This is a genomic window from Roseovarius indicus, assembly GCF_008728195.1.
Taxonomy (GTDB): Bacteria; Pseudomonadota; Alphaproteobacteria; order Rhodobacterales; family Rhodobacteraceae; genus Roseovarius; species Roseovarius indicus.
In genome coordinates this window covers 5,054,917-5,074,286 of sequence record NZ_CP031598.1, presented here as the reverse complement: position 1 = coordinate 5,074,286, position 19,370 = coordinate 5,054,917, and the positions used below count along the sequence as shown (strand labels likewise).

General features: G+C 65.2%; 19 protein-coding genes. 5 read left to right on the top strand and 14 right to left on the bottom strand.

The window, feature by feature from the left end; all coding sequences use genetic code 11:
* Positions 1-108: 108 nt before the first annotated feature.
* Entirely contained in the window at positions 109-867 is a 759-nt protein-coding gene (locus tag RIdsm_RS24440) for an SDR family NAD(P)-dependent oxidoreductase (RefSeq protein WP_057812621.1), read from the bottom strand.
* 171 nt (positions 868-1,038) lie between these two features.
* Here RIdsm_RS24440 and RIdsm_RS24435 point away from each other — a divergent pair, with 171 nt between their 5' ends.
* Entirely contained in the window at positions 1,039-1,917 is an 879-nt protein-coding gene (locus RIdsm_RS24435; RefSeq protein WP_074939992.1) for an AraC family transcriptional regulator, read from the top strand.
* A gap of 6 nt (positions 1,918-1,923) precedes the next feature.
* Here RIdsm_RS24435 and recR read toward each other — a convergent pair whose 3' ends face one another.
* The 5 genes from recR to RIdsm_RS24410 form a co-directional block, all read right to left on the bottom strand.
* The gene (gene recR / locus RIdsm_RS24430) at positions 1,924-2,517 is read right to left on the bottom strand and encodes a recombination mediator RecR (RefSeq protein WP_057812624.1); all 594 of its coding nucleotides are present in this window, start codon (positions 2,515-2,517) and stop codon (positions 1,924-1,926) included.
* Positions 2,517-3,557, bottom strand: a complete 1,041-nt coding sequence (locus tag RIdsm_RS24425) for a TraB/GumN family protein (RefSeq protein ID WP_057812626.1) — start codon at positions 3,555-3,557, stop codon at positions 2,517-2,519. Before RIdsm_RS24425 ends, recR begins: the two co-directional genes overlap by 1 nt.
* A gap of 5 nt (positions 3,558-3,562) precedes the next feature.
* Positions 3,563-3,907, bottom strand: coding sequence for a YbaB/EbfC family nucleoid-associated protein (locus RIdsm_RS24420; protein ID WP_057812628.1), 345 nt, complete (start codon positions 3,905-3,907; stop codon positions 3,563-3,565).
* A gap of 263 nt (positions 3,908-4,170) precedes the next feature.
* Positions 4,171-5,805, bottom strand: coding sequence for a peptidoglycan-binding domain-containing protein (locus RIdsm_RS24415; protein ID WP_057812630.1), 1,635 nt, complete (start codon positions 5,803-5,805; stop codon positions 4,171-4,173).
* A 24-nt stretch (positions 5,806-5,829) separates the two neighbouring features.
* Complete coding sequence (locus RIdsm_RS24410; protein WP_057812633.1) at positions 5,830-7,050, bottom strand: phenylacetate--CoA ligase family protein; 1,221 nt, start codon at positions 7,048-7,050, stop codon at positions 5,830-5,832.
* 131 nt (positions 7,051-7,181) lie between these two features.
* On the opposite strand from RIdsm_RS24410, the gene RIdsm_RS24405 reads away from it, so the two are divergent.
* A complete protein-coding gene (locus tag RIdsm_RS24405) occupies positions 7,182-8,036 on the top strand; it encodes a hypothetical protein (protein WP_057812635.1) in 855 nt (284 codons plus the stop codon).
* A gap of 4 nt (positions 8,037-8,040) precedes the next feature.
* Here RIdsm_RS24405 and RIdsm_RS24400 read toward each other — a convergent pair whose 3' ends face one another.
* The 8 genes from RIdsm_RS24400 to RIdsm_RS24365 form a co-directional block, all read right to left on the bottom strand.
* Positions 8,041-8,865 carry an ABC transporter ATP-binding protein gene (locus tag RIdsm_RS24400; RefSeq protein WP_057812637.1) on the bottom strand — a complete coding sequence of 275 codons (825 nt, stop codon included), beginning with the start codon at positions 8,863-8,865 and terminating at the stop codon, positions 8,041-8,043.
* 110 nt (positions 8,866-8,975) lie between these two features.
* Positions 8,976-10,259, bottom strand: a complete 1,284-nt coding sequence (locus RIdsm_RS24395; RefSeq protein ID WP_057812639.1) for an ABC transporter substrate-binding protein — start codon at positions 10,257-10,259, stop codon at positions 8,976-8,978.
* 77 nt (positions 10,260-10,336) lie between these two features.
* Entirely contained in the window at positions 10,337-11,413 is a 1,077-nt protein-coding gene (locus RIdsm_RS24390) for a branched-chain amino acid ABC transporter permease (protein WP_057812641.1), read from the bottom strand.
* A gap of 1 nt (position 11,414) precedes the next feature.
* Positions 11,415-11,657 (bottom strand): hypothetical protein, encoded by a 243-nt coding sequence (locus tag RIdsm_RS24385; protein WP_057812643.1) that lies wholly within the window; start codon positions 11,655-11,657, stop codon positions 11,415-11,417.
* A complete protein-coding gene (locus RIdsm_RS24380; protein WP_057812645.1) occupies positions 11,654-12,043 on the bottom strand; it encodes a VOC family protein in 390 nt (129 codons plus the stop codon). Before RIdsm_RS24380 ends, RIdsm_RS24385 begins: the two co-directional genes overlap by 4 nt.
* Before the next feature lie 7 nt (positions 12,044-12,050).
* Positions 12,051-13,040 carry a branched-chain amino acid ABC transporter permease gene (locus RIdsm_RS24375; protein ID WP_057812647.1) on the bottom strand — a complete coding sequence of 330 codons (990 nt, stop codon included), beginning with the start codon at positions 13,038-13,040 and terminating at the stop codon, positions 12,051-12,053.
* 89 nt (positions 13,041-13,129) lie between these two features.
* Positions 13,130-13,948, bottom strand: a complete 819-nt coding sequence (locus tag RIdsm_RS24370; protein ID WP_057812649.1) for an ABC transporter ATP-binding protein — start codon at positions 13,946-13,948, stop codon at positions 13,130-13,132.
* A 33-nt stretch (positions 13,949-13,981) separates the two neighbouring features.
* Entirely contained in the window at positions 13,982-15,958 is a 1,977-nt protein-coding gene (locus RIdsm_RS24365; protein WP_057812650.1) for an AMP-binding protein, read from the bottom strand.
* 214 nt (positions 15,959-16,172) lie between these two features.
* On the opposite strand from RIdsm_RS24365, the gene RIdsm_RS24360 reads away from it, so the two are divergent.
* Genes RIdsm_RS24360 through RIdsm_RS24350 form a run of 3 tightly spaced genes read left to right on the top strand, consistent with a single transcriptional unit; the run spans position 16,173 to position 19,367 of the window.
* On the top strand, positions 16,173-16,772 hold the full coding sequence (locus RIdsm_RS24360; protein ID WP_057812652.1) for a 2-hydroxychromene-2-carboxylate isomerase: 600 nt from the start codon (positions 16,173-16,175) through the stop codon (positions 16,770-16,772).
* Positions 16,765-18,669 carry a hybrid sensor histidine kinase/response regulator gene (locus RIdsm_RS24355; protein WP_057812655.1) on the top strand — a complete coding sequence of 635 codons (1,905 nt, stop codon included), beginning with the start codon at positions 16,765-16,767 and terminating at the stop codon, positions 18,667-18,669. The genes RIdsm_RS24360 and RIdsm_RS24355 overlap by 8 nt, the downstream gene beginning before the upstream one ends.
* The gene (locus tag RIdsm_RS24350) at positions 18,666-19,367 is read left to right on the top strand and encodes a response regulator transcription factor (RefSeq protein ID WP_057812657.1); all 702 of its coding nucleotides are present in this window, start codon (positions 18,666-18,668) and stop codon (positions 19,365-19,367) included. Before RIdsm_RS24355 ends, RIdsm_RS24350 begins: the two co-directional genes overlap by 4 nt.
* Positions 19,368-19,370 lie beyond the last annotated feature (3 nt).

Sequence of the window (19,370 nt, the reverse complement as noted above, 5' to 3'; positions counted from 1 at the left end):
CGGAGCAAGCCCGTGGGTGAGGGTGGCGCCGCCCCGGGGGGCGGGCGCTTTTGTTGGAGGCGGTGGAGGTGGGTTTCACCCACCCTACGGGGTGATCGTGGGCTGACCTCAGATGCTCTGGCCGCCCGAGATCTCGATGCGCTGGGCGGTGATCCAGCGGGTCTCGCCCGAGAGCAGGGCCGCCACGGCGCCGCCGATGTCGTCGGGCAGGCCGGCGCGGCCGAGGGCGGTGTGATCGGCGACCATCCGGTTGACCTCGGGATTGTCGCGGACGGTGCCGCCGCCGAAATCGGTTTCGATGGCGCCCGGTGCGACGGTGTTGACCGAGATGTGGCGCGCGCCCAGTTCCTTGGCGAGGTAGCGGGTGAGCACCTCGACCGCGCCTTTCATCGCCGCGTAGGCCGAGTAGCCGGGCAGGGCGAAGCGGGCGAGACCGGAGGAGATCATGACGATCTTGCCGCCATCCTCGATCATCGGCAGGAGGGCCTGGGTCAGCAGGAACGGCCCCTTGACGTGAACGGCGTAGAGGTCGTCGAGCTGGTCCTCGGTGGTGTCGGAGAAGAGCGCCCAGTGGCCGGTGCCGGCGTTGTTGACGATATGGTCGATCGTGTCGCGGCCGAAGGTGTCGCGCAGGGTTGTGCGCAGGCGGTCGGGGAGCGACGCGATCTGGGCCGGGTCGGTCTGATCGAGCTGGAGGGCGGCGGCGGTGCCGCCTTGCGCCGCGATGTCGGCCAGGGTGGTTTCGGCGGCCTGTTTGTTGCCGGCATAGGTGAAGACGACGCCGATGCCTTGTGCGGCGAGCTTGAGCGCCATGCTGCGGCCGAGGCCGCGGCTGCCGCCGGTGATGAAGGTGATCTTGTCGGTCATGGGAAAGTCCCTTTCGGTTGGTTGCCTGTGACCGGATATGGCGGAGGACGGGCGGCGGTGCCTGCCGGATTGTCCGGAAGAGTTGCCCGATCCTCCGGGAGTGACGGGGAAAGGCGTGGCAGAGGGGCGCGGGCATGGCATAAAACTCCGGACGTGTGCGTGGAGGCGATGATGGCGGATGACAGGCTGGTGGCGGCGGCGGAGCGGATCTGTGCTGCCGAGGGCGTGCAGGACGGAACGCTGAAAACCGGGGTGGCCGGCTTGAAGATCGCGCGGCGGCCGGAGCCGTCGGCGCTGGAGGCGATGGTGTACGAGCCGCTCGTGTGTTTCGTGGTGCAGGGGGCGAAGGACACCGGCACGAAGGGTGGGTCGGTCAGGGCGTCGGCGGGGCGGTTGCTCGTGGTGAGCCATGACATTCCGATCGTGTCGAAGATCGTGGAGGCGACGGCGGCGCGGCCCTACCTGGCGCTGATCCTGCCGCTGGACCTGTCGGTTTTGCGGGGGCTCGAGGAAGAGATCGGCGGGGCCGGGGGTGGCGCCGGCGCCGTGAGTCGGGCACTGTCGCTGCACGAGGCCGACGCGCCCTTGCGGGAGGCGTTCGGGCGTTTGCTGGAGCTGGTGGAGCGGCCCGGGGAGGCCGCGGTGCTGGGGCCGTTGGTGCAGAAGGAGATCCATTACCGGCTGCTGAGCTCGCCGCAGGGGGCGACCCTCAGGGCGCTGTTGCAGACGGACGGACATGCCGGGCGGATCGGGCAGGTGATCGCGCATCTCAGGGCGCATGTGGCGGACCCGCTGGCGACGGAAGAGCTGGCAAGGCTGGCGGGGATGAGCCGGTCGAGCTTTCACGAGCATTTCAGGACGGTGACGGCGACGACGCCGCTGCAATACCAGAAGGAATTGCGGCTGTTGCAGGCGCGGGAGCGGTTGCAGGCGGGCGGGCAGAGCGTGTCGGCGGTGGCGTTCGAGGTGGGCTATGAAAGCCCGACGCAGTTCAGCCGGGAATATGCGCGGAAATTCGGGGCCTCGCCGCGGCATGACCTGCGGGCGTGAGGGCTTCTAGATGTCCTTGCGGGCGTTGAGGGCGGCGGTGATGGTGCCGTCGTCGAGGTAGTCGAGCTCGCCGCCGATGGGCACGCCCTGCGCCAGCGAGGTGAGGCGAACGCGGCCTTCGAGCTGGTCGGCGATGTAATGGGCGGTGGTCTGGCCGTCGACGGTGGCGCCGACGGCGAGGATGACCTCGGTGATCTGCTCGGTGTCGATGCGGTCGATCAGCTTGGGAATGCGGAGCTGCTCGGGGCCGATCTGGTCGAGCGCCGAGAGGGTGCCGCCGAGGACGTGGTAGCGGCCCTTGAAGACCTGCGAGCGTTCCATCGCCCAGAGGTCGGCCACGTCTTCGACCACGCAGATCTGGCCGTTTGCGCGTTTCTCGGCGGTGCAGATATCGCAGAGCTCGGTGGTGCCGACATTGCCGCAATTTTCGCATTCGCGGGCGGTGGCGGCGACGCGCTGCATCTGGTCGGCGAGCGGCATCAGCAGCAGCTCGCGCTTGCGGATGAGGTGCAGCACCGCGCGGCGGGCCGAGCGGGGGCCGAGACCGGGGAGCTTGGCCATCATCTCGATCAGGGCGTCGATATCGCGGGTGGAGTTCATCAGGGGGCTTCGCCGGGCACGGGGATGCGGGTGACGGTGTAGCCCTCGCGGCGCAGCAGGGCGATCATGCCGGTGTCGCGGGGCAGGTGGAAGGCGCCTATGGCCATGAAAAGCCCGCCTTTTTCCAGTTCCGGTAGGGCGGTGGCGAGGAAGGTCTCGTTGCGCTCGGCCAGCAGGTAGGCATTGGTGCGGGCGAGCCAGTCGGCACCTTCCCCGTCGGGGTAGCGGTGGTCGAAAAAGGCCCGTTCCCAGGCCATCACCTCGGCGATCCGGCCGGAGAGGTAGAGCGCGTCGAAGGTGGCGTAGGCTTCCTGTGACTGTTCGGGGTCGAGATAGGCGCCGTAGGTGGCAATGATGGCGGCGGCCAGGTCGAGGTTCGCGGGGTCGTTGAGCCGGTCGTAGAAGGCGTTGCGGTCTTCGAGCCCAATCAGGTCTGCCCCAGCGAGGGCGCCCTGCAACTGGATGTGATAATCCTGGATGGGAAAGCTGCCGTCGTGGAAATCGTTGCAGGGGTGGAACAGGAGGATTTCGGCGATGGCCGCGGGCCTGAGCGTGGCGTAGGCGTCATAGCCCCAGCCGAGGCCCGCGAGGCGGGTTCTGATCCAGTTCTCCATGTCGAGCGGGATGCCGAAATCGACCGTGTCGATCGTCAGGTTGTCGAGAATGTACCGGGCGGCGGCGTTCTGGCGAAAGACGTCGCGCCGGGTCTGGCCGGTGTAGTCACTCTCTATAGCCACCGTCCGGGCGGCGGCGATTTCGGTGGTGACGGCCTCGGGCAGGTCGAGGATATGGGGGGCGTTGGAATGCATCGTCCCCCACAGGTGAGAGACGGCGCCATCGGCACTTTCGACCCGCCAGAAGCGGCCGGTTCCGTTGGGAATGTCGGCCGCAAGCTGTTGAATTTCTTCGTATGTCCGGGGCGCAAAGGCCTCGGGGTGAACCTTCGGCGCCTGCTCGAGGCACAGCTCGCGCGTGGCCCAGCTCTGGGCGCTCGCCGGGGCGGCGAGCAGGCAGCAGAGGCCGACGGCGAGCCAGCGCATGGCGATCAGAACGGCAGGTCCATGTCCTTGGGCAGGCCCATGCCCTCGGTGATCTTGCCCATCTCCTCTTTCGCCTTCTCGTTGGCGCGGGTCTGGGCGTTCTTGATGGCGGCAAGGATGAGGTCTTCGACCGCTTCCTTGTCGTCCGGGTTGAAGATCGAGGGGTCGATGTCGAGGCCCTTGAGCTCGCCCTTGACGGTGCAGGTGGCTTTCACGAGACCGGCGCCGCTTTCGCCTTCGACGGTCATGTTGTGCATCTCTTCCTGCAGGCTGGCCATCTTCTGCTGCATTTCCTGCGCGGCCTTCATCATCTTGGCCATGTCGCCCATCTGGCCCAGTCCCTTGAACATTGGTCGCTCTCCGAAGTTCGGGTTTCGTTTCCGTGTTGTCCCATAGATACGAGGGCAGGCGGGCGGGGACAAGGGCGGTGCGGCGGGCGCGACGGGGCGGAATCGGGTGAATCGGGGTCAAGCGACTGAAACGCAGGGAAAATGCGGGTCGGTATCACGTCGGTATCACGTCAGTATTTTGTCGGTGCCGGCGGCGGTGGGGGCCGTACCGTGCCAGCGGCCGGCCGGCATGACCTGCCGGCCGGCCGCCGAGGTGGGGCGGACTAGCGCCCGGCCATCAGCTGTACCATCGTCGCCTGCGAGATGAAGCCGGTCACCGGCAGGTTGCGCGAGCGCTGGAACTGGCGGATCGCCCGGCGCGTCTGGCGGGTGAAGTCGCCATCCGCCGCGCCCGGGTTGGTGCCAAGGCTTGCCAGCCGCCGCTCGATCAGCACGCGGGCGATCAGGGTCGAGGTGAACTGGCGCTCCTGCGCCCGGGCTGCCTCGATCTCGGCGGCGTTCTCGCGCTGGTCGGTCAGCTCGTTCAGCCGGGCGCGGGCCGCGCCGGCAAAGGTGCTGTCGGGATAGGTGTTGAGAAACGCGCTGTAGCTTTCGGCGGTATCCGAGCTGCGGGCGGCATCCCAGGCCTCACGCTCCTCGCGCTCGGCATCTTCGCGCTTGGCGGCCTCGATCTGGTCGAGCGCCTCCTGCGCCTCGTCGGCATAAAGCCCGTCGGGATAGCGGTCGAGATAGGCGCGCAGGCCGTCTTCGCCGCCCGCTTCGCCGGTTTCCTGCCAATAGGCGCGGTCCTTGCGCTCTTCCTCTTCCTGGCGGCGGCGGGCTTCCTCTTCCTGCCGCTTCGCCTCGGCCTGGGCCTGGTCACGCAGCCGGAGAAGCTGGTTGCCGGTCAGGTAGCCGGTCACGCCGAAGCCGTTCTCCTGCTGCCAGTCGCTGATGGCGGCGCGGCTGCCGGGGCCGAAGATGCCGTCGATGCCTTTCGGGTCAAAGCCGATCAGGGCGAGGTTGCGCTGGATCTCGCGGCGGTCGTTGCGGGAGAGGCCAAGCCCCTCCTCGGTCGACTTCGCCTCGCGCTCGGGCTCGTCCTGGAGATAGGCGATCCGCTCGCGGGCCTCGCCGGCATGGGTGCCCTCGGGGTATTCGCCCAGATACATCCGGTAGGCCGATATCGTGTCGAAGGTCTGCACCGCCTGCCAGAAGCCGGTTTCCACCGCCTCGTCCGACGGCGGCATCGCGGCGGAGCCCATCAGCCCGGCGGTGCGCGACAGGTCGCCCTCGACCTTCACGCCATCGGGCGCGTTCTGGGCCAGCTCGGCGAAGGACACGCCCTCGAGCAGCACCGACCCTGCCAGCATGTCGGCCAGCGCGGGCGACGGGCCGGTGATATAGGTCACGTCCTCGCTCATCCGGTAGGCCCGCGGCCCCGGTTGCAGCCCGGCGGCCAGCCCCTTGGGCATCCGCCCGGGCGAGACCATCATCACGACGGGAATATCCTGCTGCGTGGCGATCGCGGTCAGCGCGTTGAGCGATATGCCCATCGCCCCCACCATCACCCGTTTCACGCCTTGCGCATTGTTGGACAGCACCCAGCTGTCGCTGCCATCGGTGGCAAACGGCCCCGTTGCCACGATCACCAGCCGGTCGACCCGGCCCTCGGTGAGGGCGGTTTCCACGTTCACGGCGGCCAGCCGCATGCTGCGGATATCGCGGTCGGGGGGCTCGACCACGCGGAAGCCGGCCTGGGTCAGCGCATCGCGGAACGCGCCGGCATCGGCGCCGTCCTCCTCCTGGTAGGCGATGGCCTGGCCCCGGTCACCGATCACCAGCGCAAGGTCTTCGGCCAGCGCCGCGGGCGCGATGAGGCAGAGGGCTGTCACCAGCCCGGAACACAGTCGAAACATGCGACGACACCTCCCTGTCGTGGCTCACTCGTAGCTGCGTTGATCCTCTATGACTTTGCCGTCGTTTGGAAGGCTGCCCTTGGCGACGATCTCGATCCGGCCCTTCAGCTTGAGCGTATCGGTCACCGCGCCGGCATAGGTTTCGGGCTCTCCGCCATCGGCTTCGATCTGTACGGTCATGACGTCCATCTCGCCTTCGCGGGTGGCGATGACGCGGGCGCGCGAGATCTCGTCATGGCGCGAGACCAGCGCCGCCACCTGCTCGGGGCGCACGAACATGCCCTTGATCTTGGTCGTCTGATCGGCCCGGCCCATCCAGCCCTTGATGCGAATATTCGTGCGGCCGCAGGGGCTTACGCCCTCCATGATCGCCGACAGATCGCCGGTGGCGAAGCGGATGAGCGGATAGTCGGGGTTGAGCGAGGTGACCACCACCTCGCCCACCTCGCCGGGTTTCACGGGCGTGCCGGTGCCGGGCGTCACGATTTCCACGATCACGCCCTCGTCGACGATCATGCCGTCGGCGGCCTCGCTTTCATAGGCGATATTGCCCAGGTCGGCGGTGGCATAACATTGCAGACAGGTGATGCCCCGCTCGGCGTATTCCTGCCGGAGAGAGGGGAAGAGCGCACCGCCGCCCACCGCCGCCTTGGTGATGCCGAGCTTGAGGCCCATCTCGTCGGCCTTGTCCAGAATCACCTTGAGATAGTCGGGCGTGCCGGCATAGGCGGTGACGCCGATATCATGCGCGGCGCGGGCCTGAAGCTCGGTCTGGCCGGTGCCGGCGGGCAGCACGGCGGCGCCCACGGCGCGGGCGCCGTTCTCGAAGATCATGCCGGCGGGGGTCAGGTGATAGCCGAAACAGTTCTGCACGATATCGCCCTTGCCCACGCCGCAGGCATGCAGGAACCGGCCCACGCGCCACCAGTCATGGCTGATGCCGCCCGGTTCGTAGATCGGGCCGGGCGACTGGAAGATATGCGCGAAGCCGTCGGGCGACAGGGTGGTCAGCCCGCCGAAGGGGGGCGTGCCCGACTGGGCCTTGCCAAGGTCGCTCTTGCGCAGCACCGGCAGCACCGACAAGGCCTCGACACTGGTGATGGCGTTGGGGTCGACCGGGCGCAACGTGTCGCCATAGCCGGGCAGGGCCTGGGCGCGTGCGATCTGCTCGGGCAGGGCGCGGGCCAGGTCGGCGGCGCGGTCTTCGGGGGTGCGGGTTTCGAGGTCGTCGAAGTAGCGGGTCATATCGGCATCCTTTGACTTGCCCCGCGGGGCGCGACAGCTTGACCAATTGAACGGTTAAACGGGTTGCGGCATGATCTGCATACGTTTGTATACAGTTGCATTTTGTCTGACTGCTCACAAGGAAAATCCAGATGACCCAGGCCGCTTCGCGTTCGGCCGTGGACAGGGTTGAGCTCGACAAGAGGATCACCTTCCACGACGCCGACCAGATCATGGAGGTCGATTTCTCCGACTTCCGGTTCGACACATCCCAGATCGTCAACGCCTTCTACGACAGGCTGGAAGAGCGCATCGCCGACACCGGGGAAGACCAGTGGTTCTTCCTCGTCAATCTCAACGGCACGCGCATCGACCCGGAGGCCTGGACAGCCTATTCCCGCCGGGGCCGGGCGCTGAACTATGCCCATTCCATGGGCTCGGTCCGGTTCGATGCCTCCGACGAGACCCGCGCCCAGATCCTTCGCGCGGCCAATACCGAGGCGTTCGACCCCAACCTCTTCGACAACCGGGACGATGCCGTTCTGCGGCTGCGCGGCCTGCCCAGCAAGCGGCGCGTGGCCCGTGTCACCCATGACAGCAATTACGCCACCGCCGATTTCGTCCGCCGGGTCAGCTTCGACCGCGACAAGGTGATCATGGAGGTCGATTTCTCGCATTTCACCTTCCATCACAGCCGGGACGTCGACGATTTCTACGACTTCCTCGAAGAGCGTATCAAGGAAAGCGACCGGCGCTGGTTCTTCCTGGTGAACCTCAACGAATGCGAGATCCTGCCGGGGGCGTGGGTGCGCTATGCCTACCGGGGCAAGCGCCTCAACGAGGCGGGCTCGCTTGGCTCGGTGCGGTTTGCCGCGGGGTCGGAGACGGCCGAAGACATCCGCCTGCGGGCCGAGACGCAGGGCTTTCGGCCCAACATCCGGAACACCCGCGACGAGGCGCTCGGGCTGATCGAGGAAATGCGCGCGGAGCTGTTGCAAGACCAGTGACCTTTCAGCTGAGCCACCGCTTGCGGCGGCGATAGCTGCGCACGTCGCGAAAGCTTTTGCGGCCCTCCTCGGACATGCCGAGGTAGAATTCCTTCACGTCGGGGTTCTCGCGCAGCTCCTTGGCCGGCCCGTCCATCACGACGCGGCCGTTCTCGAGGATGTAGCCGTAATGCGCGAACCGCAGGGCGACGTTGGTGTTCTGCTCGGCCAGCAGGAAGGTATAGCCCTGGTCCTCGTTGAGCGATTTGACGATGCCGAAGATCTGTTCGACCAGCTGCGGCGCAAGGCCCATGCTGGGCTCGTCGAGCAGGATGGTCTCGGGCCGGCTCATCAAAGCGCGGCCGATCGCGACCATCTGCTGTTCGCCGCCCGAGGTATAGCCGGCCTGGCTGCGGCGGCGTTCCTTCAGGCGGGGGAAATAGGTGTAGACGAGGTCGAGATCCTTCTCGATCTCGCCGCGTGACGAGCCGCGGGTATAGGCGCCGGTCAGCAGGTTCTCTTCCACGGTCAGGTGCTCGAAGCAGTGGCGGCCCTCCATCACCTGGATGACGCCCTTTTTCACCAGATCCGACGGCACCAGATCCTGCACGCGCTCGCCGCGGTAGCGGATATTGCCCTTGGTCACCTCGCCCCGCTCGGATTTGAGCAGGTTGGAAATGGCCTTCAGCGTCGTGGTCTTGCCCGCGCCGTTGCCGCCCAGAAGCGCGGTGATGCCGCCCTTGGGCACCGACAGGCTGACCCCTTTCAGCACGAGGATCACGTGGTTGTAGATCACCTCGATATTGTTGACCTCGAGAAGGTTCTCTTCGGTCTGGCCATCCTTGGGCATGGTGCGTCTCCTCACGGTCGGGGCTGTAATGCCCCTGTCTTTGCGGTTCGGGTAAATGTCCTAACGAATACCCCCGGCCGCCGCGTCTGCCGCGGCCGGGGAGGGTGAGCTTACTCGCAGCCCGCTTCGATGCCCGCCTCTTCGGCGAAGGCGGTCGAGTCTTCCTCGATCAGAGCCTGAAGCACGTCCTGATCCGACTGGTAGTAATCGGTGATCAGGGTGAACTCGCCGGCTTCCGCATCCCATTGCGACACGGCGCCATAGCCGTTGCCGCCGTGGTTCGAGCAGGTGACCTTGAACTCCGGCCCGAAGTTCGGAAGGCCAAGCGCGGCCATCTTCTCTTCGGTCATCTCGAGGTTCTCCATCCCGTCGCGCATCTGCTCGGCGGTGATGGCGGAGGTGCCGTGCATCTCCTGCGCGGTCTTGATCGCCTCGGCGGCCAGCATTGCGGCGTACATGCCACGGTTATAGAGCACCGTGCCGATGTTGTCGCCCGCACCCGCGGCATTGCCGGCATCCACGACATATTGCTGGATGTCGTCGTAGACCGGGTAATCGCTGCCCAGGTTGTGGAAGGTCAGCGCCTTGTAGCCATCGGCGCGGTCACCCGCCGGTTTCACGTCGTTTTCCGAACCCGACCACCAGATGCCGATGAAGTTCTCCATCGGATAGCGGATGTTCACGGCTTCCTGGATCGCGACCTGGTTCATCACGCCCCAGCCCCACATGATCACGTAGTCGGGCTTTTCACGGCGGATCTGAAGCCATTGCGACTTCTGCTCCTGGCCCGGGTGATCGACCGGCAGCAGGGTCAGGTCGTAGCCATGCTTCTTGGCCAGCTCTTCCAGCGTGCGGATCGGTTCCTTGCCATAGGCCGAGTTGTGATAGACCAGCGCGATCGACTTGCCGCTGATGTCACCGTCGTTCTGGTTCAGGATATGGGTGATCGCGTGGCTTGCCCCGTCCCAGTAGTTGGCGGGATAGTTGAACACCCAGCGGAACACTTCGCCGTTTTTGGCCGAGGTCCGGCCATAGCCCATCGTGTGAAGCGGGATGCCGTCGGCCGTGGCCTTTGGGATCAGCTGATAGGTGATGCCGGTCGACAGCGGCTGGAACACCAGCGCCCCGCCGCCCTTGTTGGCCTCGTAGCATTCCACACCCTTCTCGGTGTTGTAGCCGGTCTCGCATTCGACGAGGTTGATCATCTCGCCGCCGATACCGCCGTCACGCTCGTTGAGCAGGGTGAAGTAATCCTGGTAGCCGTCCGAGAACGGGATGCCGTTCGCGGCATAGGGCCCCGTCCGGTAGCTGGTATCGACGATCTTGAGCTCGGCCATCGCCGGCCCTGCCGTCAGTGCGGCAGCGGTCAGCGCTGCCAGAAGTTTATGTTTCATCGGTTCGTATCCTCCCTTGGTTTCTCCGATGGTCTTTAAGGGTGGGCGGAAAACCCACCGCACCTCTTGGGCCCTCCCTAGTGCGGGAAGGGCCAAAGCCTCAGCTTCTCCTTCGCGACGCGCCACAGCTGTGCCAGCCCGTGCGGCTCGGCGATCAGGAAAATGATGATCAGCGCGCCCACGATGATGAATTCGAAATGCGCGGCAAGGTCGGTGGGCCAACCCAGCGTGCCCACCAGCACGTTCTTGAGAAGAACCGGCAGCAGCACGAGGAACGCGGCCCCGGCAAAGCTGCCGAAGATCGAGCCCAGACCGCCGATGATGACCATGAACAGCACAAGGAACGACTTGTTGATGCCGAACGCCTCGCCCACCTCGACCGCGCCGAGATAGACCGAGAAGAACAGCGCGCCCGAGATGCCCACGAAGAAGCCCGAGATGGCAAAGGCCGAGAGCTTGGCCTTGAGCGGGTTCACCCCGATGATCTCGGCGGCGATGTCCATGTCGCGGATCGCCATCCACTTCCGCCCGGCGGTGCCGCGGGTCAGGTTGCGGGCGATGATCGCGCTCAGCAGCGTGAAGACGAGACAGAACAGGTAGGTGGCCCAGGGCGCGGTTTCGGCCCCGGTGATCGGGATGCCGAACAGCGTGCGCTCGGGCGCGCTGATCTGGCCCGAGGCCGAGTAGTTGTAGAACCACGGCACCCGGTTGAAGAGCCAGACGAGGAAGAACTGCGCCGCCAGCGTGGCCACGGCAAGGTAGAACCCCTTGATCCTGAGGCTGGGAAGGCCGAACAGCACGCAGACCGCCGCCGTCACCCCGCCCGACAGGATGATGTGGAAGAAGATATTGATCTCTTCGAAGGAGGTCATGAACTTGTAGCAGGCATAGGCGCCCACCGCCATGAAGCCCCCGGTACCAAGGCTGACCTGCCCGCAATAGCCGACGAGGATGTTCAGCCCGATCGCCGCGATCGAGTAGATCAGGAACGGCAGGAAAACCGCGTTCACCCAGTAATCGTCGATGAAGAACGGCACCACGGCAAAGGCCACCAGCAGGACCACGTAATAGCGGTACCGGTCGAACCTGATCGGGAAGGTCTGGCTGTCCTCCTGGTAGGACGTCTTGAAGTCGCCTGCTTCACGGTAAAACATCTCAGAGCATCTCCCCGATATTCTCGTCGCGCTTCTCTGCGCGGTTTGGGGCCTTGGCATAGCCCGTTATTTCCGAATGGCGCACCAGCCACAGGTAGGCCAGCATGCCCACCCCGCCGCCGGCGGCCGCCAGCAGGGCGGCGATGACCATCTGGCCGTCGGCCTCTGCGGTCAGCGCCAGGTAACCGAAGGCCCAGAACCCGGCCCAGGCCACGACATTGGCAATGGCGATCACCTGTTTCATGCCGGCATTCCTCCCTCGAAGGTGGCCGCGTCGCCGGGCCAGTCGTCGCCCTGCGGGCCGACCAGGCAGAAGCGGTGGCCGGTTGGGGCCTCCATCACGATCCATGTCTTGAGCCGGGCCACTTCCTTTGCGCCCAGCCCCTTCAGCCGTTCGCACTCGGCCTCCTTGTCATCCGTCTCGATATCGAGATGAACGCGCGGTTCGTGATCGACGGCCTGAAGCAGCACCTTGGGGTGGCCCGTATGTCCGTCGAACGCCACATACTTGCCCTCTTCGTCGGGCTCGGCCTTTTTGCCCAGCATCGCCGACCAGAAGGCCGTGGCCTGGGACAGGTCGTCGGTCTGGCAGTCGATGCAGACCACGCTGATGCGCGATTTGTGGGTCATCTGGCGCTTACACCCTCTCGATGATCTTCTCGCCGAACAGGCCCTGCGGCCGGAAGACGAGGAACAGAAGCGCCAGCACGTAGGCGAACCAGATTTCCGTCGCGCCGCCGAGGTAGGGGGCGCCGATGGCGAACTCGAACAGCTTCTCGCCCACGCCGATCACCAGCCCGCCGACGATGGCGCCGGGGATCGAGGTGAAGCCGCCCAGCATCAACACCGGCAGCGCCTTGAGCGCGATGAGCGACAGCGAGAACTGCACGCCCGACTTGGTGCCCCACATGATGCCCGCGACCAGCGCGACGAAGCCCGCCAGCGACCAGACCATGACCCAGATGAAGTTGAGCGAGATGCCCACCGACAGCGCGGCCTGGTGGTCGTCGGCCACGGCGCGCATGGCGCGGCCCTGCTTGGTGTATTGCGCGAAGATCACCAGCGCGATCACCAGAAGGGCGGCAACGCCTGTCGCCACGAGGTCGAGATTGTCGATGAAGAAGCCGTAGTCGAAGATGTTGTAGGTGAACTCGTCGATCATCAGGTTGATGCCCTGCGGCAGGCCCACGTCGAGCGTCTTGATGTTGGCGCCCCACATGATGTCGCCGAAGCCTTCGAGGAAATAGGCAAGGCCGATCGTCGCCATGAACAGGATGATGGGTTCCTGGTTCACGAGGTGGTTGAAGATCAGCTTGTTGACCACCCAGGCCAGCGCGACCATCACCACCATCGTCAGCAATATCGCCGCCAAGGCCGGCACGTGCCAGCCGAAATGGTGCACGTCCGTGCCGAAGATGGCGTTGATCAGGTGGGCGAAGGGCACCTGGCCTTCCATGATTCCGACCAGCGTCAGCGCCGCGAAGAGGGCCAGCACGCCCTGCGCGTAGTTGAAGATGCCGCTGGCCTTGAAGATCAGCACGAAGCCGAGCGCGACGAGCGCGTAGAGCACCCCGGCCATCAGGCCGTTCAGGAAGACTTCAATTCCCCAGATGAACTGTTCAGGCATTGGCTTTCTCCCCCATCATCCGGCCGGCCGTGTTCCCTGACACCGACGCGATACCGACAAAATACCGACGTGATACCGACGTTGAAAAATCAGTCATGGGCCACCCCCAGGTAGGCGTCGATGACGTCCTGGTTGTTGCGCACCTCGTCGGGTGTGCCGTCGCCGATCTTCTTGCCGTAATCCATCACGACAACCCTGTCCGACAGGTCCATCACGACGCCCATGTCATGCTCGATCAGCACGGTGGTGGTGCCGAATTCGTCATTCACATCAAGGACAAAGCGGCTCATGTCCTCTTTCTCCTCGACATTCATGCCGGCCATCGGCTCGTCGAGCAGAAGGATTGACGGCTCGGCGGCCAGCGCGCGGGCCAGCTCGACCCGTTTCTTCAGGCCATAGGGAAGGCGGCCGACCGGGGTTTTCCGGATCGACTGGATTTCGAGAAAGTCGATAATCTTTTCAACGACTTCCCGGTTCTCGGTCTCTTCCTTCTCGGCCTTGCCCTTCCAGATCGCCTGGCTCAGTAGCCCGGCGTTCATCTGGCGGATGCGGCCCGTCATGACGTTATCGAGCACCGTCATCCCCTCGAAGAGCGCGATGTTCTGGAAGGTCCGGGCAATGCCTTGCCGGGCCACCTGGTAAGGCTTCATCTGCGGGCGTTTCTGCCCCTTGTAGAAGACCTCGCCCTCCTGCGGGTTGTAGAAGCCGCTGATCACGTTCAGCATCGAGGATTTGCCCGCGCCGTTCGGCCCGATGATCGCGCGGATCTCGCCCTCGCGGATGTCGAAGCTGATATCCTTGATCGCCACCACGCCGCCGAAGCGCAGCGTGATGTTCTTCATCTCCATCACCACCCCGCCGATCTTGCGGCCGTCTTCGGTGACAAATCCTTCGGTCGCGTCAAGCATCTGTTTTTCCTCGTGATTTTACCTGCGCCGCGATCATTCCGCCGCCACCTTTTCAGGCGCGTCGACCGGCACAACCTTGGCGTCGATGATCTTGAGCGTGGCGCTGATATAGCCCTTGCGGCCGTCTTCGTAGGTCACTTCCGTCCGGGTGCTGATTTCGTCCGAGCCGTCGTAGAGCGCGCCCAGCAGGTCTTCGAATTTCTCGCCGATCACGCCACGGCGCACCTTGCGCGTGCGGGTCATTTCGCCGTCGTCGGCATCGAGTTCCTTGTGCAGGACAAGGAAGCGATGCACCTGGCAATGGGCCAGCATCGGGTCTTCGGCAAGGCTGCGGTTCACTTCCTCGACATGCTCGCGGATGGTGTCGAGCACGCGGGGATGGCCGGCCAGTTCCTGATAGGAGGCATAGCCGATATTGTTGCGCTCGGCCCAGTTGCCCACCGCCGTCAGGTCGATGTTGATGAAGGCCGTGCATTCCGACCGCTCATTCCCGAAGACCACGGCCTCGAGGATGTTGGGGAAGAATTTCAGTTTGTTTTCAACATACTTGGGCGCGAACATGCTGCCATCGGCCATCTTGCCCACGTCCTTGGCGCGGTCGATGATGCGCAGGTGGCCGGTGCCTTCCTCGAAGAAGCCGGCATCGCCGGTGGCGACCCAGCCCTCGGCATCCTTGGTCGAGGCGGTGCTGTCGGGGTTCTTGTAGTATTCCTCGAACACGCCCGGGCTGCGATAGAATACCTCGCCGTTTTCGGCGATGCGGATCTCGACGCCCGGCGCGGGCACGCCCACCGTATCGGACCGGACCTCGCCATCGGGCTGAACGGTGATGAAGACCGATGCCTCGGTCTGGCCGTAGAGTTGTTTGAGGTTGATGCCGAGCGAGCGGTAGAAATCGAAGATCTCGGGCCCGATCGCCTCGCCCGCGGTATAGCCCACGCGCACCCGGCCGAAGCCCATCGTGTCTTTCAGGGGGCCATAGATGAAGAGGTTGCCGAGCCAGTACTTGAACCGGTCCCATCCGTTGACGCTCTTGCCGTCGAGGATGGCGGGGCCGACCCGGCGGGCATGGGCCATGAAGTAGCGGAACAGGCCCTGCTTGAGCTTGCTCGCATCCTCCATCCGGATCATCACGTTCGTGAGCTGGGTCTCGAACACCCGGGGCGGAGCGAAGTAGTAGGTTGGCCCGATTTCGCGCAGGTCGGTCTGCATCGTGTCGGCGCTTTCCGGGCAGTTGACGCAGAAGGCGCACCAGTAGGCCTGACCGATCGAGAAGATGAAATCGCCCACCCATGCCATCGGCAGGTAGGCCAGAACCTCGTCTTCCTTGCGCAGGTGGTCGAACTCGGCCGAGGATTTCGACGCCTCGATGATGTTGCGGTTCGACAGCACGACGCCCTTGGGCTTGCCGGTGGTGCCGGAGGTATAGAGCATCACGCAGATGCTGGAGTAGTCCAGCTTGTCGCGGCGGGCCTTGAGGTCGTCGATGTATTCTTCTTTCGAAGCGCGGCCCTGATCCTGAACGTGGCTGTACTGGTGCAGCTTGTGGTGATCGTATTTCCGCAGGCCCCGCGGATCGATGTAGATCATGTGCTCGAACTGGTGGAGATCGTCCTGCAGGTCGATGATCTTGTCGACCTGTTCCTGATCCTCGACGATGGCGAAGCGGGCGCCGCAATGTTCCAGCACATAGGCCATCTCGTCGGCGGCGGCGTCCTGGTAGACGGGCACGGGGATGGCGCCGACCGATTGCGCGGCGACCATCGACCAGTAGAAATGCGGCCGGTTGCGCCCGGCGATCGCGATGAAGTCGCCCTCGTTCACGCCAAGGTTCAGAAGGCCGAGCGCCAGCGCCTCGATTTCCTTCTCGGTTTCGGCCCATGTCCAGCTTTGCCAGATGCCGAACTCTTTTTCCCGATAGGCGGGGCGATTGGCGTATTGGATTGCGTTTCGCTGCAATAGCGCCGGGATGGACCGAAGCCCATCCGTCGCCTCTGACGACTTACCCAAGTTTTCTCCTCCCTTTGTCCGCAATGCGAACAGATCGCCTTTTGGGCGATTCATTCCCCAATAAAGCGTGCTCCGGACCGTCGCCGTCAACTTTTTCCTGAAGATTTCCCAAATCTTACGAATTGTAACAAGCCGCGCGCCAAGGCTTGACACGGCTTCGTTGCCGCCGGACATCTGCATCGTCCCCGCGGAACGGACAGGGAGAGAGGAACGCATGGCCCGCCCCAAGCTTGAATTCTGGTTCGAATTCGCCTCGACCTATTCCTATCTCAGCGCGATGCGGTTGCCGTCGATGGCGCAGGCGGCCGGGGTCGACGTGGTCTGGCGGCCATTCCTGCTTGGGCCGATCTTCAACAGCCAGGGCTGGAAGACCTCGCCGTTCAACATCTACCAGGCGAAGGGCAATTACATGTGGCGCGACATGGCGCGCCGGGCCGAGCGGTTCGGGTTGAGTGTCGAAAAGCCGGACCCGTTTCCGCAGAACAGCCTGCTTGCCGCGCGGGTGGCGCAGGCGGCGCCGGAGGGGGCGCAGAAGGTGGCGTTCTGTCAGAACGTCTATCTGATGGAGTTTTCCGAGGGGCAGGATATTTCCGACCCTGAGGTGATTGCCGCCTGTGTCGAGCTGGCGAAGCTGCCCGAGGGGATTATCGAGGCGGCACAATCGGATGAAAACAAGCACGCGCTGAGGCTTTCGACCGAGGAGGCAGGCCGGCGCGGGATCTTCGGTGCGCCGAATTTCGTGGTGGGCGAGGAGCTGTTCTGGGGCGACGATCGGCTGGAAGAGGCGCTTGAGTGGGCGGTGCGCGATGGCTGATGCGCCGCAGACAGACATGATGACCATGGCGGGCCTGAACCTGATTCAGCAGGCCCTGACGATCTATGACCGCGACCTTCGCCTCGTCACCTGCAATCAGCGGTTTCGCGACATGTTCAACCTGCCCGAAGCGCTGTGCACGCCCGGGGCGGCGTTCGAGGACACGATCCACCATCTCGTGACGCGGGGCGAATACGGCCCGGTCGACGATGTCGAGGCGGCGGTGCAGGCCCGGGTGGAAACCGCGCTGGCCTTCAAGCCGCATTACATGGAACGGACCCGGTCGAACGGGCGGATGATCTCGGTCGAGGGGTCGCCCCTGCCGCAGGGGGGATGGGTTGCCGTCTACACCGACATCACCCGTGTCAAGCAGCAGGAGGCGCTGTTGCGCGCCCGGTCGGAGGAGTTGTCGGGGCAGCTTCTGGGGTATTCCGAGGAGCTGGCGGCGACCAACCGCCGGCTGCAGGCCACCATCACCGCGCTGGAAGCGGCGCAGCGGCAGCTGACCGAATCGGAGGCGCGCACGCGGCTGACGACCGAGATGATGCCGGCCCATATCGCCCATGTCGGCGGCGACCGGCGCTATACCTATTCCAACCGGCGGTTGAGCGCGGTGTTGCCGGGGTCGAAATCGGACATAATCGGCCTGCCGATCGACGAGGCGCTCGATCGGGCGGCGTTCGAGATGATCCGTGAAAAGCTGGATGCGGCCTTCGCGGGCGAGGCGTCGGTGTTCGAGTTCACCCACGAGCCCAGTTCGCGCCGGATCCGCACGGCGTTCACGCCAGACGAGACGCAGGGCGGGGTCTATATCCTGTCGATGGACGTCACCGAGGAGGCGCAGACCCGGGCCGCGCTGCAACAGACGCGGCGCCGCGAGATGGCGGCGCAGCTGACCAGCGGGATGGCGCATGATTTCTCGAACCTGCTGACCATCATCCTTGGCATGCAGTCGAAGCTGCAGCGGATGGATCTGCCGGAAGAGGCGAGCGGCCTGATCGCGGCGACCCTGTCGGCGGCGCGCCGGGGCGGGGGGTTGCTGAACCGGATCGCCGACATGACCGGCCCGCGGGAGCATACCGCGCGGCCCACCAACCTTTCGGCCTTCCTGTCGGATCTCGAGACGCTGGCGCTGTCGACGCTGCCGGATGACGTGCAGTTCTCGATCAACACCCTGACGGATGCGGTGGCCTACAGTCTCGATACCGGGATGTTGCAGGATTCGCTTCTGAACCTCGTGATCAACGCGCGCGATGCCTGTGGCGGGTCTGGCCATATCACGTTGACCGCCCGCAGCGTGCGCGAGACGTGGCTGGAGTTCTCGGTCGAGGATACCGGCCCCGGCTTTTCAGAACAGGCGCTGAAACACGCGCTTGACCCGTTCTTCACCACGAAGGGTGGCGAGGGGTCGGGGCTTGGCCTTTCAATGGTCTATGACATGACCAAGCTGGCGGGCGGCCGGGTGCACCTGTCGAATACCGACCGGGGCGGCCGCGTCACCATCCGGCTGCCTTTGCGCGTGGCCGAGGGCGGGGCGGCGCCGGGGCTGGTTCTGCTGGTCGAGGACAGCCCCGACCTGCGCGACACGATCCGCGAGATGCTGCGCGAGGGCGGCCACCTTGTGATCGAGGCGTCGAGCGCCGGGGAGGCGCTGTCGCTGGTCCGGGAACTGCCCGAGATATCGGCGTTGCTGTCGGATATCACGCTGGAGGGCGACAAGACGGGGCTCGACCTGCTGGATGCGCTGCCCGAGGGGCATTGCCCGGCCTACCTGATGACCTCGCTGCCGCCTGACGACCCGCTGCACCGGGCCGCCCGCAAGCGCGCGCCGGTGTTGCGCAAGCCCTTCGCGCCGGCCGAGCTCGAGGCGCTTCTGGCGACAGGAGGGGCCGCATGAAAGCGCCGCTGGTCACCATTCTAGACGACGAGCCGGCGATCCGGTCGATGCTGTCGGACGCGCTGGAGGAGGCGGGGTTCCGCACGATGGCCTTTTCCCGCGCGACCGAGTTCGAGGCGGCGATCCGGCAGACGAAACCGGATGTCTGCCTTGTCGACCTGTCGTTGCCAGACCGGGACGGGCTGACGCTGGTGCACCGGCTGGCGCTGGAGCAGGGGGCGACCGTGATCATCATCTCGGGGCGGGCGCAGGTGCAGGACAGGGTGACCGGGCTCGAGCTGGGCGCCGACGATTACATCATCAAGCCGTTCGACCCGGCCGAGGTGGTGGCGCGCATCCGGGCCCGCCTGCGGCGCGATGCCCCGGCGCCCCAGACCGGCGATACCGCCCGGTTCAACGGCTGGACGGCGCATTTCGCCCGCTACGCGCTGGAGGACGAGACCGGGGTGGAAACGCCCTTTTCCCATGCCGAGGGCGAGGTGCTGCGGCTGTTCCTGGAACGGCCCAAGCGGCTCATTTCCCGGCAGGCGATGCAGGAGGCGCTGGGCGGAGCGGCCGGCGACAGTTTCGACCGGGCGATGGATGTGCGCATCTCGCGCCTGCGGACGAAGTTGCGGGAAGACCCGAAGAACCCGCGCCTGATCAAGACGATCTATGGCGCGGGGTATATCTTTCTCGGGGATGTGAACTGGGGGTGAGGC

Excerpts from the sequence above, each read along its gene's own strand:
- RIdsm_RS24440 (WP_057812621.1), bottom strand. The coding sequence starts at position 867 with ATGACCGACAAGATCACCTTCATCACCGGCGGCAGCCGCGGCCTCGGC.
- RIdsm_RS24435 (WP_074939992.1), top strand. The coding sequence starts at position 1,039 with ATGGCGGATGACAGGCTGGTGGCGGCGGCGGAGCGGATCTGTGCTGCC.
- recR (WP_057812624.1), bottom strand. The coding sequence starts at position 2,517 with ATGAACTCCACCCGCGATATCGACGCCCTGATCGAGATGATGGCCAAG.
- RIdsm_RS24425 (WP_057812626.1), bottom strand. The coding sequence starts at position 3,557 with ATGCGCTGGCTCGCCGTCGGCCTCTGCTGCCTGCTCGCCGCCCCGGCG.
- RIdsm_RS24420 (WP_057812628.1), bottom strand. The coding sequence starts at position 3,907 with ATGTTCAAGGGACTGGGCCAGATGGGCGACATGGCCAAGATGATGAAG.
- RIdsm_RS24415 (WP_057812630.1), bottom strand. The coding sequence starts at position 5,805 with ATGTTTCGACTGTGTTCCGGGCTGGTGACAGCCCTCTGCCTCATCGCG.
- RIdsm_RS24410 (WP_057812633.1), bottom strand. The coding sequence starts at position 7,050 with ATGACCCGCTACTTCGACGACCTCGAAACCCGCACCCCCGAAGACCGC.
- RIdsm_RS24405 (WP_057812635.1), top strand. The coding sequence starts at position 7,182 with ATGACCCAGGCCGCTTCGCGTTCGGCCGTGGACAGGGTTGAGCTCGAC.
- RIdsm_RS24400 (WP_057812637.1), bottom strand. The coding sequence starts at position 8,865 with ATGCCCAAGGATGGCCAGACCGAAGAGAACCTTCTCGAGGTCAACAAT.
- RIdsm_RS24395 (WP_057812639.1), bottom strand. The coding sequence starts at position 10,259 with ATGAAACATAAACTTCTGGCAGCGCTGACCGCTGCCGCACTGACGGCA.
- RIdsm_RS24390 (WP_057812641.1), bottom strand. The coding sequence starts at position 11,413 with ATGTTTTACCGTGAAGCAGGCGACTTCAAGACGTCCTACCAGGAGGAC.
- RIdsm_RS24385 (WP_057812643.1), bottom strand. The coding sequence starts at position 11,657 with ATGAAACAGGTGATCGCCATTGCCAATGTCGTGGCCTGGGCCGGGTTC.
- RIdsm_RS24380 (WP_057812645.1), bottom strand. The coding sequence starts at position 12,043 with ATGACCCACAAATCGCGCATCAGCGTGGTCTGCATCGACTGCCAGACC.
- RIdsm_RS24375 (WP_057812647.1), bottom strand. The coding sequence starts at position 13,040 with ATGCCTGAACAGTTCATCTGGGGAATTGAAGTCTTCCTGAACGGCCTG.
- RIdsm_RS24370 (WP_057812649.1), bottom strand. The coding sequence starts at position 13,948 with ATGCTTGACGCGACCGAAGGATTTGTCACCGAAGACGGCCGCAAGATC.
- RIdsm_RS24360 (WP_057812652.1), top strand. The coding sequence starts at position 16,173 with ATGGCCCGCCCCAAGCTTGAATTCTGGTTCGAATTCGCCTCGACCTAT.
- RIdsm_RS24355 (WP_057812655.1), top strand. The coding sequence starts at position 16,765 with ATGGCTGATGCGCCGCAGACAGACATGATGACCATGGCGGGCCTGAAC.
- RIdsm_RS24350 (WP_057812657.1), top strand. The coding sequence starts at position 18,666 with ATGAAAGCGCCGCTGGTCACCATTCTAGACGACGAGCCGGCGATCCGG.